The organism is Xenorhabdus sp. PB30.3 (assembly GCF_963895965.1).
GTDB lineage: Bacteria > Pseudomonadota > Gammaproteobacteria > Enterobacterales > Enterobacteriaceae > Xenorhabdus > Xenorhabdus stockiae.
On sequence record NZ_CAWQMW010000148.1, the window covers coordinates 1 to 15,754 of the forward strand.

The following is a 15,754-nucleotide window of genomic DNA, read 5'->3' on the forward strand; positions in this document are numbered from 1 at the left end:
GGACAGGATCGTGCATTATCTGCACACGGCCCTCAGTGCGCTGGCGGAGGCGCTGACCACGGACGCGCAACAACCGGTGCTCCGTTTATCCATTCTGCCGGCAGCAGAGCGCCAGCAGTTACTGGTGGATTTCAACGCCACGCAGGCCGATTTTCCGCCGCAGGCGCTGATCCATGACCTGTTTGAACAGCAGGTCGCCCGGACGCCCGATGCCCTTGCCGTCCTCTTTGAAGAACAGACGCTGAGCTATGCGGCCCTCAATCGGCGGGCCAATCAGCTGGCGCATTACCTGATTGAACTGGGGATCCAGCCGGATGATCGGGTGGCGATTTGTGTCGAACGCAGCTTAGAGATGGTGATTGGCTTACTGGCGATCCTCAAAGCGGGCGGCGCGTATGTGCCCCTTGACCCCACTTATCCGGCTGAGCGACTGGCGTATATGCTGGCCGATGCCGAACCGGTGGTGTTGCTGACGCAAACAACACTGGGCGACAGCGTTGGGGAGTTTGCATTACCGATGGTCAGACTGGATGATCTGCCCTGCCCCGTGCTGGCGAACCAGCCTGACACCAATCCGGTGGCCGCCATGCAGGGGCTCACTTCACGTCATCTGGCGTATGTGATTTATACCTCCGGCTCCACCGGCCAGCCCAAAGGGGTAATGAACAGCCACCGAGCCCTGTGCAACCGGCTGGTGTGGATGCAGAACACCTACCCACTGACGCCCGAAGATCGGGTGTTGCAGAAAACCCCGTTCAGTTTCGATGTCTCTGTCTGGGAGTTTTTCTGGCCGCTGCTGTATGGTGCCCGGCTGGTGATGGCCCGGCCAGACGGCCATAAAGAGGTTGATTATCTCGTCCGGTTGATTGAACACACCGAAATCACCACCCTGCACTTTGTGCCGTCCATGTTGCAGCAATTTGTGCAGGGGGTTCAATCCCCGCACACCTTGCCCACCCTCCGGCGAGTCATCTGCAGCGGTGAAGCCCTGCCCGCCGAGTTGCAACAACGCTTTTTTTCTCGTTTTCATACGGAATTACACAATTTATATGGCCCGACGGAAGCCGCCATCGACGTTACTTATTGGGCTTGTCAGCGTGATGATAAACGCCATTTTGTGCCGATTGGCTCCCCGATTGCCAATACGCAACTGTATGTTTTGGATAAAGGTGGGCAACCCGTGCCCCTTGGTGTCAGGGGGGAAATCCATATCGGCGGCGTCGGTGTTGCCCGCGGTTACCTGAACCGACCGGCACTGACCGCCGAGCGCTTTATTGCCGATCCATTCTCCACTGAGCCTGATGCCCGCCTGTACAAAACCGGCGATCTGGGCCGCTGGCTGCCGGATGGCAGTCTTGAATACCTGGGCCGGCATGATTTTCAGGTGAAACTGCGCGGTTTCCGCATTGAATTAGGGGAAATAGAAGCCGGCCTGATGCAGTGTCCGGGTGTACAGGAAGCCGTGGTGATCGCCCGTGAGGCGAATAACGGCGAGCAACGGCTGGTCGCTTACGCAGTGCCACAGCCGGATGCCGCGCTGGACGCCGCCAGTCTGCGTGACCAGTTACATACCCGGCTGGCGGAATACATGATCCCCAGCGCCTTTGTGGTGTTAGAGACCTTCCCGCTGACCCCCAACGGTAAGCTCGACCGTCAGGCCCTGCCCGACCCGGACTTATCCGCCGTGATCACCCGGGACTATGCGGCCCCCGTCGGAGAGGTGGAAACTGCGTTAGCCGACCTCTGGCAGGAGTTACTGAAACTGGACCGGGTCGGTCGTCACGACCATTTCTTTGAACTGGGCGGCCATTCCCTGATGGCCCTCAGCCTGATTGAACAGCTACGCCGGCGGGGATATGTACTGGAAGTGCGTAGTGTGTTCGCCACACCCACACTGGCGGAGATGGCGCAGGCGATACCGGCCCGGCAGGAGACGCCGGATGATGGCGTGCCACCCAACCGCATTCCTGACGGTTGCACACACGTCACGCCCGATATGTTGCCACTGGTGACCCTGTCACAGACTGATATTGACACCATTGCGGCGGCCGTGACCGGCGGCCATGCCAATGTACAGGATATTTACCCGCTGGCGCCGTTACAGGCCGGTATCCTGTTCCATCATCAATTACAGGAGCACGAAGATGCTTATCTGTTAAACAGCCTGCTCGCCTTTGATACCCGAGCACGGCTGGAAACTTTCCTGGATGCCCTGCAACAGGTCATCGACCGCCATGATATTCTGCGCACGGCGTTTTGCTGGCAGGGGCTGAGCCAGCCGGTACAGGTGGTCTGGCGGCAGGCGAAACTGCCTGTGACGCCCTTTGTGCCCACGTCGGCAGACAATATCCCGACACAACTACGGGCCAGTATCGCCCCCCGGATGGCTATCAGTCAGGCCCCGTTGTTCGCTGCCAGTACGGCTTATGACGCCGACAGCGGGGAATGGCTGCTGGCCCTCAGTTACCACCATCTGGTCAGCGATCATATGACGCTGGCGCTGATAGTGGATGAAATTCAACAGCTATTACAGGGACAGGCGGACACGCTGTCTCCCCCCTTGCCGTACCGCAATTTTATTGCCCAGACCCTGCGCGTATCGGCCTCAGTCCATGAAGCGTACTTCCGGGAACGGCTGGCCGGGATTGATGCGCCTACCGCGCCGTTTGGCCTGCTCAATGTTCAGGGAAGTGGCGCTGACGTGACAGAAGTCCGTTTATCTCTGGATAAGACACTGGCTCATACTCTGAGGATGCAGGCACGTCGTTTAGGTGTCAGTCCCAGTGTGTTGTTCCATGTGGCCTGTGCACAGGTACTGTCCCACACCAGTGGGCGTGATGACGTGGTATTCGGCACCGTATTACTGGGCAGAATGCAGGGCTCGACCAACGTGAGTCAGGTGATGGGGATGTTTATCAATACCCTGCCGATCCGGATAGCCCTGAAAAATCTCAGTGTGCTGGATGTAGTAAAGGCGACCGCAGGAGATCTGGCGGTCTTGCTGACTCATGAACAGGCTCCGTTAGCTTTGGCTCAGCGTTGCAGTAATGTCATCCCTCCTATGCCTCTGTTTAATGTTTTGTTTAACTATCGTCACAACTCGTCAGACTCTATTGAAAATTCTGTTTGGGAAGACGTGCGTCTGCTGGTATCAGAAGAAAAGACAAATTATCCTCTGGCCCTCGCGGTAGATGATTCAGGGGAAGATTTCGATTTGGTAGCCCAGTCTGTAACCGGGATAGATGCTGAACGAATAGTCAATTACTTGCACACTGCGATCAGCGAGTTGACTGAAGCGCTGGTCACTGAACCCCGGCAGCTCGTGCGGGAACTGCCTGTTCTGCCGGAGTCTGAACGTCAGCAGTTACTGGTCGAGTTCAATGACACGCAGGCTGACTTCCCGCAGACTGCTCTGATCCATGAACTGTTTGAACAACAGGTGGTAGAAACTCCAACAGCTATCGCTATCGTGTTCAAAGAACAAAAACTGAGCTACGACGAGCTTAATCGCCGGGCCAACCAACTCGCCCATTATTTAATTAAACTGGGTGTGAAACCGGATGATCGTATTGCCGTTTGTGTTGAACGTGGTCCGGACATGGTCGTAGGATTATTGGCTATTCTGAAGGCAGGTGGTGCCTACGTTCCCCTTGACCCGGCCTATCCGCGGGACCGCCTGAGTTATATGCTTCATGATGCTGCTCCGGTCGCTCTGCTCACTCAATCCACCCTGACGGAAAAACTGGATAATCAAGTACCAGCTATCCTGCTTGATGAATCTGTTTTATATGCTCCTGATGACATGCCAGATACAAACCCTGATCGTCGGGCATGTGGGCTCAACTCACGCCATCTGGCCTATGTGATTTACACCTCCGGTTCAACTGGTCAACCGAAGGGAGTCATGATTGAACACCGTAGTCTTTGCAATTTAGCCTTGTATCATCTGGATATTTTGGCCGTAAAACCGACTGACCGTGTCCTGCAATTTGCTTCACACAGCTTTGATGCCTGTATTTCAGAGTGTTTTATGGCTTTGCTGAGTGGTGCCAGTCTCTATCTTGCTGAGCGTGCAGATATTCTGCCCGGCACCGCCCTGTTAAGAACTTTAGAAACTGATGCCATTACGCATGTGACGCTGTCACCCACTGCATTGGCCGCGATGGATGCCCTCCCTGCCACTTTAAAAACGCTGATTACAGCTGGCGAAGCCTGCCCACTTTCGCAAGTCAGACGCTGGTCTGAAGGACGGAACATGATTAATGGCTATGGGCCGACTGAAATTACGGTCTGCGCAACCACTTATCTGTGTAATAGCCAGGATGATATAGCACCGCCTATCGGTAGCCCGATAGCGAATACACGGATTTACATCCTTGATCCCTCTGGTCAACCTGCTCCTCTGGGTGTAGTCGGTGAAATTTATATCGGAGGCATCGGTGTAGCCCGAGGATATCTGAACCGCCCTGAACTGACTGCTGAACGTTTTCTGCCGGATCCATTCTCTACTGAGCCAGAGGCTCGTCTGTATAAAACCGGCGATCTGGGTAGCTGGCTACCGAATGGTAATATTGAATACTTAGGCCGTAATGATTTTCAGGTCAAACTAAGAGGATTCCGTATTGAACTGGGAGAAATCGAAAGCCAGTTATTGCAATGCCCCGGTGTACGCGAAGCAGTAGTACTGGCTCGTGAAGGAAAAGAAGAAGGAGAAAGTGTTGGTGCGCAGAAGCGGCTGATAGCTTATATCTTACCTCAGCCCAATGTTGAACTGATCCCGGCTGAATTGCGGCGGCAATTAATGCAGCATCTGGCTGAATTTATGATCCCCAGTGCCTTTGTTATCTTAGATGCTTTCCCGTTGACTCCGAACGGCAAACTTGATCGTCAGGCTCTCCCCGTTCACGAACAGTCAGCAGTCATCACCCGAGACTATGAAGCACCAGTGGGTGATGTGGAAAAGGCACTGACAGAAATTTGGCAGGAATTACTGGGACTGGAACGGGTTGGCCGTCACGACCATTTCTTTGAGCTAGGCGGACATTCGCTGATCGCGGTCAGCCTAATTGAACGGCTACGCTGCCGGGGATACGCGCTGGATGTACGTAGCATCTTTTCAGCACCACGACTTACAGATATGGCGCAGACAATACAGATCCGGCAAAACATACCTGATTCTGTGGTCCCACCTAACCACATTTCCGCCGATTGTACCGCCATTACTCCTGATCTCTTACCCTTGGTGACGCTGTCACAAGAAGAGATTGACATTATTGTCGCAACTGTTCCCGATGGAACTGCCAACGTACAGGATATCTATCCCTTATCCCCTTTACAGGAAGGTATTCTGTTCCATCACCAGCTGCAGGAAAATGGCGATGCTTACCTGTCACACAGCGTACTGGCTTTTGATACCCGCTCGCGTCTGGAGGCTTTCCTTGATGCCCTGCAACAGGTTATCGATCGCCATGATATTCTGCGGACGGCTTTTTACTGGCAAGGCTTGAGCCAACCTGTTCAGGTAGTCTGGCGACAGGCGAAATTGTTAGTAATGCCATTTATTTCCACATCAGCAGAGAATATTCTGGCACAGCTACAGGCAAGCATTCCCTCTCGGCTGGATATCAGTCAGGCACCGTTGTTCGCTGCCAGTACTGCCCATGATGCGGACAGTGACGAATGGCTGCTAACGCTGAGTTTTCACCATCTGGTCAGTGACCATGTCACACTGGAATTAATCATGGATGAAATCCAACACGTATTACAGGGACGAGAGGGATCCCTGCCGGTACCATTGCCGTACCGCAATTTTATTGCCCAGACGCTGAGTGTACCGGCTTTGGTACATGAAGATTACTTCCACCAGCGGCTGGCCGGGATTGATGAACCCACCGCCCCGTTTGGTTTACTGGATGTACAGGGCAACGGGCAGGCGATCACCGAAGCCCGCTTGCCGCTGGACAGCGCGCTGGCACATACCCTGCGTTCGCAGGCCCGCCAGTTGGGGGTCAGTCCCGGTGTGTTGTTCCACGTAGCCTGTGCGCAGGTATTGGCCCACACCAGCGGCCGCGATGATGTGGTCTTCGGCACCGTATTATTGGGCAGGATGCAAGGCACAACGGGAGCCGATCAGGTGATGGGGATGTTTATCAATACCCTGCCGATCCGGATATCCCTGAGCACTCAGAATGTACGGGAAGCTGTGCTGACCACGTCGCGGGATTTGGCTGCCTTGCTGGAACATGAACAGGCCCCGCTAGCACTGGCGCAAAGATGTAGCGGCGTTATGCCACCGCTGCCCCTATTCAACGTCCTGTTCAATTACCGGCACAGCCCGTCAGACACAGGTGACAATTCTGGTTGGATAGGCATGCGCGTGTTGGTCTCTGAGGAGCGGACGAACTACCCCATTACTCTCTCGGTGGATGATCACGGGGACGGTTTCACGCTGGCTGCTCAGACAGTGAATGGAATCGATCCTGATAGAATAGTGCATTATCTGCACACTGCCCTCAGTGAACTGGCGGATGCGCTGACCGCTGACGCTCAGCAATCGGTGCTCAACTTATCTATTCTGCCGGCAGCAGAACGTCAGCAGTTACTGGTGGATTTCAACGCCACACAGGCCGATTTTCCACAGCATGTCCTTATTCATGAGCTGTTTGAACAACAGGTCGCCCGGACACCTGATGCCCTTGCCGTGCAATTCGAAGAACATTCCCTGAGTTATGATGCCCTCAATCGTAAAGCTAACCAACTGGCGCATTACCTTATGACGTTGGGCGTCAAACCGGATGTTCGGGTAGCTATCTGTGTTGAACGCAGCTTAGATATGATGGTAGGAATATTGGCAATTCTCAAAGCCGGAGGTGCGTATGTGCCTCTCGACCCGGCTTATCCATCTGATCGGCTGGCTTATATGCTGGCTGATTCTGAACCCGTGGCCTTGCTGGCCCAGACAGAACTGGCGGGCTTATTCAGCCATCTGATCTCCACGGTGCTGCTTGATAGCCAAACATCGCTTTTGGATATCCAGCCTGACCATAATCCCGATACAACCACATTGGGGCTGAATTCACGTCATCTGGCTTATGTCATTTATACCTCCGGCTCCACCGGACAGCCCAAAGGAATTATGGTGACTCACCGCAATGTCATCAATCTGTATACCGGGCTGCAATCGATGATCGATATCACACCACCGTGTCGCACCGCCCTGAATGCCAGCATTGTGTTTGACGCTTCGGTACAGAGCTGGCTGCAATTGCTGGCGGGCCATACACTGGTCATCATTCCGGAGGCTATTCGTGCCAATGGGATACAGCTTTGGCATTATCTGGCGCACCACGCGGTGGATCTGTTTGATTGCACTCCCGTGCAACTGCAATGGCTACTGAATGCGGGGTTAGGTACCGATACGGATTATCAGCCCAAACTGGCGTTAATCGGCGGAGAGGCTATTTCTCCTGTCTTATGGTCGCGTTTGCAACAGATAAAAATGTCCCGTTTTATCAATGTCTACGGCCCAACAGAATGTACCGTTGATACGACTTTTTGTGTGATAGATCATTCACTGCCGTCTCCCAGTATCGGTCATCCGATAATCAATGCCCGAATTTATCTTCTCGATGATTATGGGCAGCCTGTGCCCCTTGGCGTCACTGGCGAGATTTATATCGGAGGGGCGGGTGTCGCCCGGGGTTACCTGAACCGTCCTGAACTGACCGTAGAGCGGTTTGTGACCGATCCTTTCAGCTCGCAGCCTGATGCCAGAATGTATAAAAGCGGTGATTTAGGGCGCTGGCTACCAGATGGCAATATCGACTATCTGGGGCGTAACGATTTTCAGATCAAACTGCGCGGTTTTCGGATTGAACCGGGTGAGATCGAAGCTCAGCTTGTCCAGTGTCCCGGTGTAAATGAAGCTGTGGTAATAGTGCGTGAAGAGCTTTTGGTAGCTTATCTCCGCCCACATTCCGGTATTGAACTGGTGCCGGCTGAATTACGTCAGCAACTGACTCATCGTTTGACGGAATACATGATCCCCAACGCCTTTGTGATACTGGATACCTTCCCGCTGACCCCCAACGGCAAGCTCGACCGCAAGGCGCTGCCCGCACCGGACTTGTCAGCGGTGATCACCCGGGATTATGAAGCACCGATTGGTGACATGGAAATTGCACTGGCACACATCTGGCAGGAATTACTGGGCGTGGAACGGGTCGGTCGTCACGACCATTTCTTTGAACTGGGTGGTCATTCGCTTATCGCGGTACGGTTAATAAACTGCATGAGCAAGCAAGGCATGGCGGTATCACTGGCAACATTATTCTCTTACCCGATATTATGTGATCTGGCTCAGGCGATTAATAGTCAGGCAGCTAAACCAAGCTCTCCTCTTGATGCCAATCCGGTGCCTTTAAGCCCTGACGGTCATTTACCGCCATTATTCCTGATACACGAAACCACAGGTGATCCGCTGGTGTATTCGCGACTGGCAACTTTACTGCCAGCCGAACTGCCCGTTTATACATTGCAGGCGATGGGTCTACACACAGTGGAGAATCCACCTGCGTCCATTGAGGAGCTTGCTACTTACCATATTGATGCTATTCGCCGGATCCAGCCGCATGGCCCTTATCGTCTGGCAGGCTGGTCCATCGGAGGAACTATCGCTTACGAGATCGCCCTGCAATTGGTTAGCGATGGCGAAAAAATCGATTACCTTGGCATGATCGATTCTTATAACTTAGATTCTTACAATTTCAGTGATCATGAAACAGACTGGCAGAAAGATATCAATCTGCTTATCCAGTCTCTGAATAATTATGGAGAGCAACCTGATGGAGACGATTCGGATGATCTTTATGATTTCCGCGATTGTGAAGCTCTGCAATGGTTGCCTGCGGACGTTAAAAAAGAGGATATTCTCTTCCGCTTGAATACCCAGAAACTGATCCTGCAACTTGAGAAAAAATATAGAATTTCTGCTTCCTCTCTCCCCATTCATCTCTATACCTGCGATGATTTAGCGGCCGGATCCGACTGCTGGCATGGCTGGCACGACATTGTTAGTGACCGCTCTGAACGCCACCCTATTGGCGGAGGGCATTACACCATCATGCAGCCGCCCTGGATAAACCATCTGGCCGATTCAATGACTGAGCATTTATTACCGGCTTCTTACTCACCGCACATCATTATTCAACATGGAGATGACTCTGCTTCACCACTTTTCTGTATTCCCGGCGCAGGTGCCAGTGTTTCCAGTTTTATTGAGCTGGCATTAGCCCTTCCCCCACAGTTGCCTGTCCATGCTTTACAGGCTCGTGGCCTGATAAATACAGACCTTCCGCCTTATATCAGTGTGGAAGGTACAGCCCGCGCTTACATTAAGGCAATTCGTCAGGCACAGCCTCATGGCCCCTATTATCTGCTCGGGCACTCTTACGGCGGCTGGCTTGCTTTTGAAATAGCATTACAATTACAAAAGCAAGGGGAAGAGATTGCTGCTCTTACTCTTATTGATTCCGATGGGCCTGAACCACAGGAGAGCACTTCAAAAAACAGCCCTCCTAAGGTTATCGACCGGATTGAAACGTTAATGAGTCTGATTGATATCTACAACATGATGCTGACTCAGCCATTAACGCTAACAAGGCAGGATTTCGAGAATCTGACTGAAGACGAACAGATCATTCTCTTGCTTCAGGCTTTGGTCGATGTAGAGCTATTCCCTGAAAATACAGAGAAACCTTTGTTACAGGGTATCGTTCAGGTTATGCAGGCCAACCTGAACTCAAGCTATACACCCCACAGCTGCTATAACGGCCCCGTTTATTTGATTAATGCCCAAGGGGGGAATATTGATGAAATAGCTACTCGAGAAAATATCTGGCGTCAGTATGTGACTCAGTTAAATACTGAGATCGTGCCTGGTAATCACATGACTATGCTATCCAATCCTCAGGTGAAACAGCTGGCGACTTTGCTGTGGAAAATTCTGCGGGAAAAATTAATGACCGAGATACCGGAGCAGAAATGATGACGTCAACCATTAAACAACCGGCTTACCGGATTTTGTTCTCACTTTTAAATCGTTCACGTTGGATCCTGTTCATTGCCATTTTAGCCAGTATCGTTAATGGCATTTCCAACGTTTTCCTCATCACGTTGGTTAACAGAATAGTCACCACGTCTGGCAGTTATCACTTACTCGCCGTATATTTCTGTATTATTGCGGTGCTGGCTATTGTCAGTCATGTAATGAGTGGGGTGATTTTCGCCAGACTCAGCCAGAATACCATCGCAAGGATGCGTGAGTTTATCTCTGAGCGTATTACCCGAGCTCCTTTTCGCCAGATAGAAATACTGGGCGCTTCCCGTGCCCAGTCTATTATCACCGATGATACAACCAATGTTTCACTGTTGTTTTTCACCCTACCCAATATCGTGACGCAGAGTTCCATTATACTGGGTTGCCTGATCTATCTGGCTTGGCTGTCATGGTCAGTGTTTTTTCTTGTGTTAACGGTGATAGTGATTGGCTCACTTGGTTATGCTATCGGTGGAACCAGCGCGCTCGCATCACTAAAAGCAGCAGGTAAGTCACAAGATCGCCTGTTCAATCATTTCAACGCCTTATTTACCGGAGCGAAAGAGCTAAAGTTACATTTTTCACGCGCTCAGGCTTTCTTCACCCATTCACTTGGTCGTGAAATTGGTGCGGTTAGACAGCATCGTATCCGTGCTTTCAGTGTTTATGCCTTTGGTGCCGGCTGGATGTATCTTCTATTTTATATATTTCTCGGGCTGGTTATTTTCGCTCCGGCGGTAATAGCGGGACTGAAAGTCACTACAATCGCAGGTTACGTGATTGTCTTTCTGTTTATATTGATGCCGCTGGACAGTCTGCTGAACAGTATTCCATCACTGAATGCGGCTCGCGTATCGCTAAACCGCATCGGTTATGTTCTGTCTGAACTGACTGAGCAGGATCACTTGGACGAGCAGGTTTCTGCCAGTGAATTTGGTGAAGCTAACTTACTGCAACTGTCAGGCATTACACACAATTATTATCGTGAGAAAGAAGACGATATGTTTCAGCTTGGTCCAATCGATATGACGCTTAAACGCGGAGAAATCACTTTTCTGATTGGCGGTAACGGCAGTGGGAAAACGACACTGGCCAAACTGTTAAGCGGGCTGTATACACCGGAAGACGGCACAATTACTGTTGACGGAAATTTGATTACTGATAGTAACAGAGCTAACTATCGTCAGCTGTTCTCCGCCATTTTCTCGGATTTTCATCTCTTCGAAACACTGATAGGTCTGACTGATACTGATTCAGTACTGGATGCACGAGCGAACGCCCTGCTTGCTAAATTACATTTGGAGCACAAGGTTAAAATTCAGGATGGTTGTTTTTCAACTCGTGAGCTTTCACAAGGGCAACGGAAACGCCTAGCTTTAGTGGTTGCTTATTTGGAAGATCGGCCATTCTATCTGTTCGATGAGTGGGCCGCTGATCAGGACCCACTATTTAAGATTGTATTCTATCAGGAGCTATTGCCCGAATTGGCGGCACGCGGTAAAGCTGTACTGGCTATTACTCATGACGACCGTTTTTTCCATTTAGCCGATCGTTGCATCAAGCTGGAAAATGGTCAGCTGACCGGGCAGAAGTCTGATATACATAATGGCGTTACAGAGCATCAATCACTTTGAATTCGATGACAACAACTTCCATTTCCGGTGAAAATGAGCCTTCACGTTCAAAGAAATGTTGATGTTCCTGTTGCCAGTGCTTCACCGAACGATCTCCCTCGCCTTCTTTCCAGGCGAGTTCGGTTGTCATTTCTGAGAATTTTATGAGGTGTAGGGCCATCACTCTGACAACACAGGCTGGCGTATCTTTGCTGTTCAATACAATGTATTCATTACCAATTAAAATACTGCTGCCACACTGTTTATAGGAGGAAAATGAACAGCTGGTTGCAGTTTTAATTTCTTTGGAGACTAATTCAGCAAGAGCGTCCTGTAGTTCAGGTGAATCACCAAACTTCCAGTGTTCTGCTGCCGGATATTTGTTTTTGACCATATTCATCATTTTATGAGATTCCATCGTTACAACTATTATGTGACAACTACTATTAGCGGCAATATTTTCACTTAGGTCTTTGCCATAAGGAAGAAGACCTGGGAACTATATTTGTGTTACGTGAAATTAAAGCCAAAATACCACCAGAAAAAAGTAAAGACAGCTTTTCTAAATGAGAAGTATGTTGGCGATGATCCCACGCCTCTTCTCCTGCCCGCTGCACTTTTACTCCAATTTTATGGTAACACTTATATGCGCTGGCTATTGCCCACGCATGCGCCTATAAAAAAGGTACAAAGTATATTATTAATGTTGCAAAAGATACCAAGACTACTCAGAACAAAAAACAGAGCAAGTGATAGCAATACGGCGAGAGGTATGAGTGTTTCTGTTTTCAGAGGGGACTTGTTACTGGGCAGGTTATAAATATCACTGTTCTGATCGTAAGAGCCGAATTTAGTTCACTCGAATCCGGAGACAAAGCCAAACAAAGCCCAAATGGGTTACAGGGTCTTTGCTTAGCATCAAATTTATATTAGTCAAAAACGAGATGGAAGCCACCTCACCAAGTTATAAAACCTTGTTCTATACAGTGGGTATTGGTGGGACATTTCCGAAAAACTAAATCAGAGGAGTGTAGAAAAAGGTTTTCCTTTTACTTAACAAATGATTGTCAAACTGACAAAAATCACAAAACGAAAGTTCAATATTCTCCTTGTTTTTTAATGTACCAGAGAAAATACCGCTAAATACAGAGAAACTTCCTTCGGTGACTATATTTGTTATTGTATGTTTACCCTTTAGCACTACTCTTTCTTTCGAATAAAAATTAAATAAAGACGCCTTCCCTTGAATTGTAGAATAGCCGGGTCGTTCATATACAACATCTTCGGTGACAAGGTTCAAAATATTATTAAACTCTCTGTTATCAATGAATTCAAAAAAATCGTATACCCATTTACTACGCTTTGCGTTATCACTCATGTATTTTATCTCTCCGTTGTACTTCGTCTGCTAATTTTTTGATAGTTGTATATTGAAAGAAATCAACAAATTCTATAGAGAAAGTCGAATAGGACTCTTTCCCTTTATTTAACCTGATGCAAAACATCACCTACTGCATTGAACATCCGGTCAAGGTCTTCAGGTTTAGCATTAAACATCGGGCCGAACTGGAGCCCATCGCCACCAAAGCGAACATAAAAACCGGCTTTCCATAATGCAATTCCAGCTTCAAAAGGACGTATCACGCCATCGCCATTCCGTGGTGCAATTTGGATGGTACCAATCAGCCCACAGTTACGAATATCAACAACGTTAGGGCAATGCCTGAGTTCATGCAGGATTTTTTCAAAATGAGGCGCTAATTCAGCAGATTGTTGGATCAGGTTTTTCTTTTCCAGCAATGTTAACGTTGCCAGACCAGCGGCACAGGCTACAGGATGAGCAGAATAAGTATAGCCATGACTGAATTCAATCATATGCTCAGGAAGAGGTTGTGACATGAATGTGTCGTAGATCTCACTGGAGACAACAGCACCACCAAGAGGGATTGCACCATTTGTAACCTGCTTGGCAAAAGTAAGAATATCCGGAGTGACACCAAAATATTCAGCCCCTGTCCAGCGCCCTAAACGGCCTAATCCGGTAATAACTTCGTCAAAAATCAGCAGGATATTATGTTGGGTACATATTTCCCTTAAACGTTGCAGATAACCTTGTGGCGGAACAATCGCACCGGCAGATCCGGCAATAGGCTCGACAATAACAGCCGCGATATTACTGGCATCATGAAGTTCTATCAGTTTCAGTAGTTCATCAGCCAGTTCAGTGCCGCCAGTTGCCGGAACGCCTTTAGTAAATGCCATATTGCTTTGTAAGGTGTGTGACAGATGGTCAACTTCCATCAACTGACCGAACATCTTGCGATTTCCGCCAATACCGCCAAGACTTGTTCCTCCGATATTAACACCGTGATAAGCGCGCATTCTGCCAATCATTCTGGTTTTAGTCGGCTGCCCTTTTATCCGCCAGTAAGCTCGGGCTATTTTCACCGCTGTATCAACAGATTCCGAACCTGAATTGGTAAAGAATACATGGTTTAAATCACCTGGCATCAGACTGGCGATTTTATCTGCTAACCGAAATGATAGCGGATGAGCATGCTGGAAACCGGGTGAGTAATCTAATGTACCTAATTGTTCAGAAACGGCCTGACGAATTTCTGAGCGTGAGTGCCCGGCTCCGCAAGTCCATAAACCAGATAAACTATCGTAAATACGGCGACCTTTATCATCCGTCAGCCAGTGACCATCCGCAGAGACGATCATGCGTGGGTCTTGCTGAAAATGACGATTGGCACTAAACGGCATCCAGTGTGCTTTTAAATTCAGATCCTGGGATGGATTAACATGGAAGGAACGGGTTTGAACGGTATTGCTATCTGACATTTTTTTAACTCCTCGCACGAAAATGTAACAAAAAGTCATCACAGTGAGTTTGCAATAAAACGATATTCAAGTTAAATCTTATTTATTGAATCATTAGTAATGAGTTTACTCACGTAAATGAAACCTGCAAATTTTAGGCAAGTAACTGATTTTGATTTGAAATTATTACGTATATTTAAGATCGTTGCAGAATGTGGTAGTTTTTCTGCGGCCGAAAGCCTGCTCGGTATCACTCGTTCAGCAATCAGCCTTCATATGGGGGATTTGGAAAAGCGTTTGGGCATGCGCTTATGCCAGCGTGGTCGCGCTGGTTTTTCTCTGACTGATGAAGGGCAGGAAATTCTGCGAGCCAGTGAAACTATGATGGCGTCAATTGAAGAATTCCGCCAGTATGTCAATCAAATACATAAGCAGTTACGGGGAGAGTTTAATATCGGCATTATTAATAACCTTGTCACACAACCAATGATGCGGATTACTAACGCGCTGGAGCGCCTGCGTTCAGCAAGTGACAATATTCTGATTAATATTAGTATGAGTACTCCGACAGAAATTGAACGAGGTATATTGGATGGAAGATTACAGGTGGGCGCCCTACCTTTGATTACACCATTGTCGGGATTAAATTACTTACCACTCTATAATGAACGGTCATATCTTTATTGTAGTAATAAACATAAAGCATTTCTGCTTGCGGATAACTTTGATACTGAGCAGTTAAATCAACTGGATGCTGTTATTCCCAGCTACCGTATAGGCACTGAAGCCATGAATCACCATAAGTTGCTGAACAGCGCGGCAACAGCATCTGATCGCGAAGGCATCGCATTTTTAATTCTTACCGGTAAGTTCGTGGGGTTTCTTCCGGATCACTACGCTCGTATCTGGGTAGAGAAAGGTTTTATGAAGGCACTGTTACCTGAGCAAATTTATTATGATTCTAAAATCTCAATCGTGACACGCAAAGGCAAACGAACTAATGCTATTCTTGATTTGTTTTTGGAGGAGTTAGGATATTAGGCACTTAATAAAATTGATATTGCCGGTCTAAAAATGCATATCAAAAATATTATGCAAATATGATAGGGTTATGTCGATGTAAAATATCTTACCCTTATACCTCTGAATAAATTAAATATAGAACTGATATAGCACAATTAAAAAACGAAAATATTCATTTCCCGATTAAATGATAATTTCG

General features: G+C 48.9%; 5 protein-coding genes and 1 pseudogene. 3 read left to right on the forward strand and 3 right to left on the reverse strand.

The window, feature by feature from the left end; genetic code table 11:
- Nucleotides 1-10 precede the first annotated feature (10 nt).
- Together AACX38_RS14175 and AACX38_RS14180 are read left to right on the forward strand one after the other, a co-directional pair.
- Nucleotides 11-10,045 (forward strand): annotated as a pseudogene (locus AACX38_RS14175) (amino acid adenylation domain-containing protein); the annotation flags it as partial.
- Entirely contained in the window at nt 9,994-11,730 is a 1,737-nt protein-coding gene (locus AACX38_RS14180) for a cyclic peptide export ABC transporter (RefSeq protein ID WP_228864670.1), read from the forward strand. The pseudogene AACX38_RS14175 and the gene AACX38_RS14180, both read left to right, overlap by 52 nt.
- Here the strand turns inward: AACX38_RS14180 and AACX38_RS14185 are convergent.
- The 3 genes from AACX38_RS14185 to AACX38_RS14195 form a co-directional block, all read right to left on the reverse strand.
- Complete coding sequence (locus tag AACX38_RS14185) at nt 11,708-12,112, reverse strand: ASCH domain-containing protein (RefSeq protein WP_228864671.1); 405 nt, start codon at nt 12,110-12,112, stop codon at nt 11,708-11,710. The genes AACX38_RS14180 and AACX38_RS14185 overlap by 23 nt on opposite strands.
- Before the next feature lie 612 nt (nt 12,113-12,724).
- Nucleotides 12,725-13,087 carry a nuclear transport factor 2 family protein gene (locus AACX38_RS14190; RefSeq protein ID WP_228864673.1) on the reverse strand — a complete coding sequence of 121 codons (363 nt, stop codon included), beginning with the start codon at nt 13,085-13,087 and terminating at the stop codon, nt 12,725-12,727.
- Between the two features lie 104 nt (nt 13,088-13,191).
- A complete protein-coding gene (locus AACX38_RS14195; protein ID WP_228864674.1) occupies nt 13,192-14,553 on the reverse strand; it encodes an aspartate aminotransferase family protein in 1,362 nt (453 codons plus the stop codon).
- Nucleotides 14,554-14,670: 117 nt separating this feature from the next.
- Between AACX38_RS14195 and AACX38_RS14200 the strand changes: the two genes are divergently transcribed.
- Nucleotides 14,671-15,573 carry a LysR family transcriptional regulator gene (locus tag AACX38_RS14200; RefSeq protein ID WP_228864675.1) on the forward strand — a complete coding sequence of 301 codons (903 nt, stop codon included), beginning with the start codon at nt 14,671-14,673 and terminating at the stop codon, nt 15,571-15,573.
- The last annotated feature ends 181 nt before the right edge of the window (nt 15,574-15,754 follow it).

Excerpts from the sequence above, each read along its gene's own strand:
- AACX38_RS14185 (WP_228864671.1), bottom strand. The coding sequence starts at position 12,112 with ATGATGAATATGGTCAAAAACAAATATCCGGCAGCAGAACACTGGAAG.
- AACX38_RS14190 (WP_228864673.1), bottom strand. The coding sequence starts at position 13,087 with ATGAGTGATAACGCAAAGCGTAGTAAATGGGTATACGATTTTTTTGAA.
- AACX38_RS14195 (WP_228864674.1), bottom strand. The coding sequence starts at position 14,553 with ATGTCAGATAGCAATACCGTTCAAACCCGTTCCTTCCATGTTAATCCA.
- AACX38_RS14200 (WP_228864675.1), top strand. The coding sequence starts at position 14,671 with ATGAAACCTGCAAATTTTAGGCAAGTAACTGATTTTGATTTGAAATTA.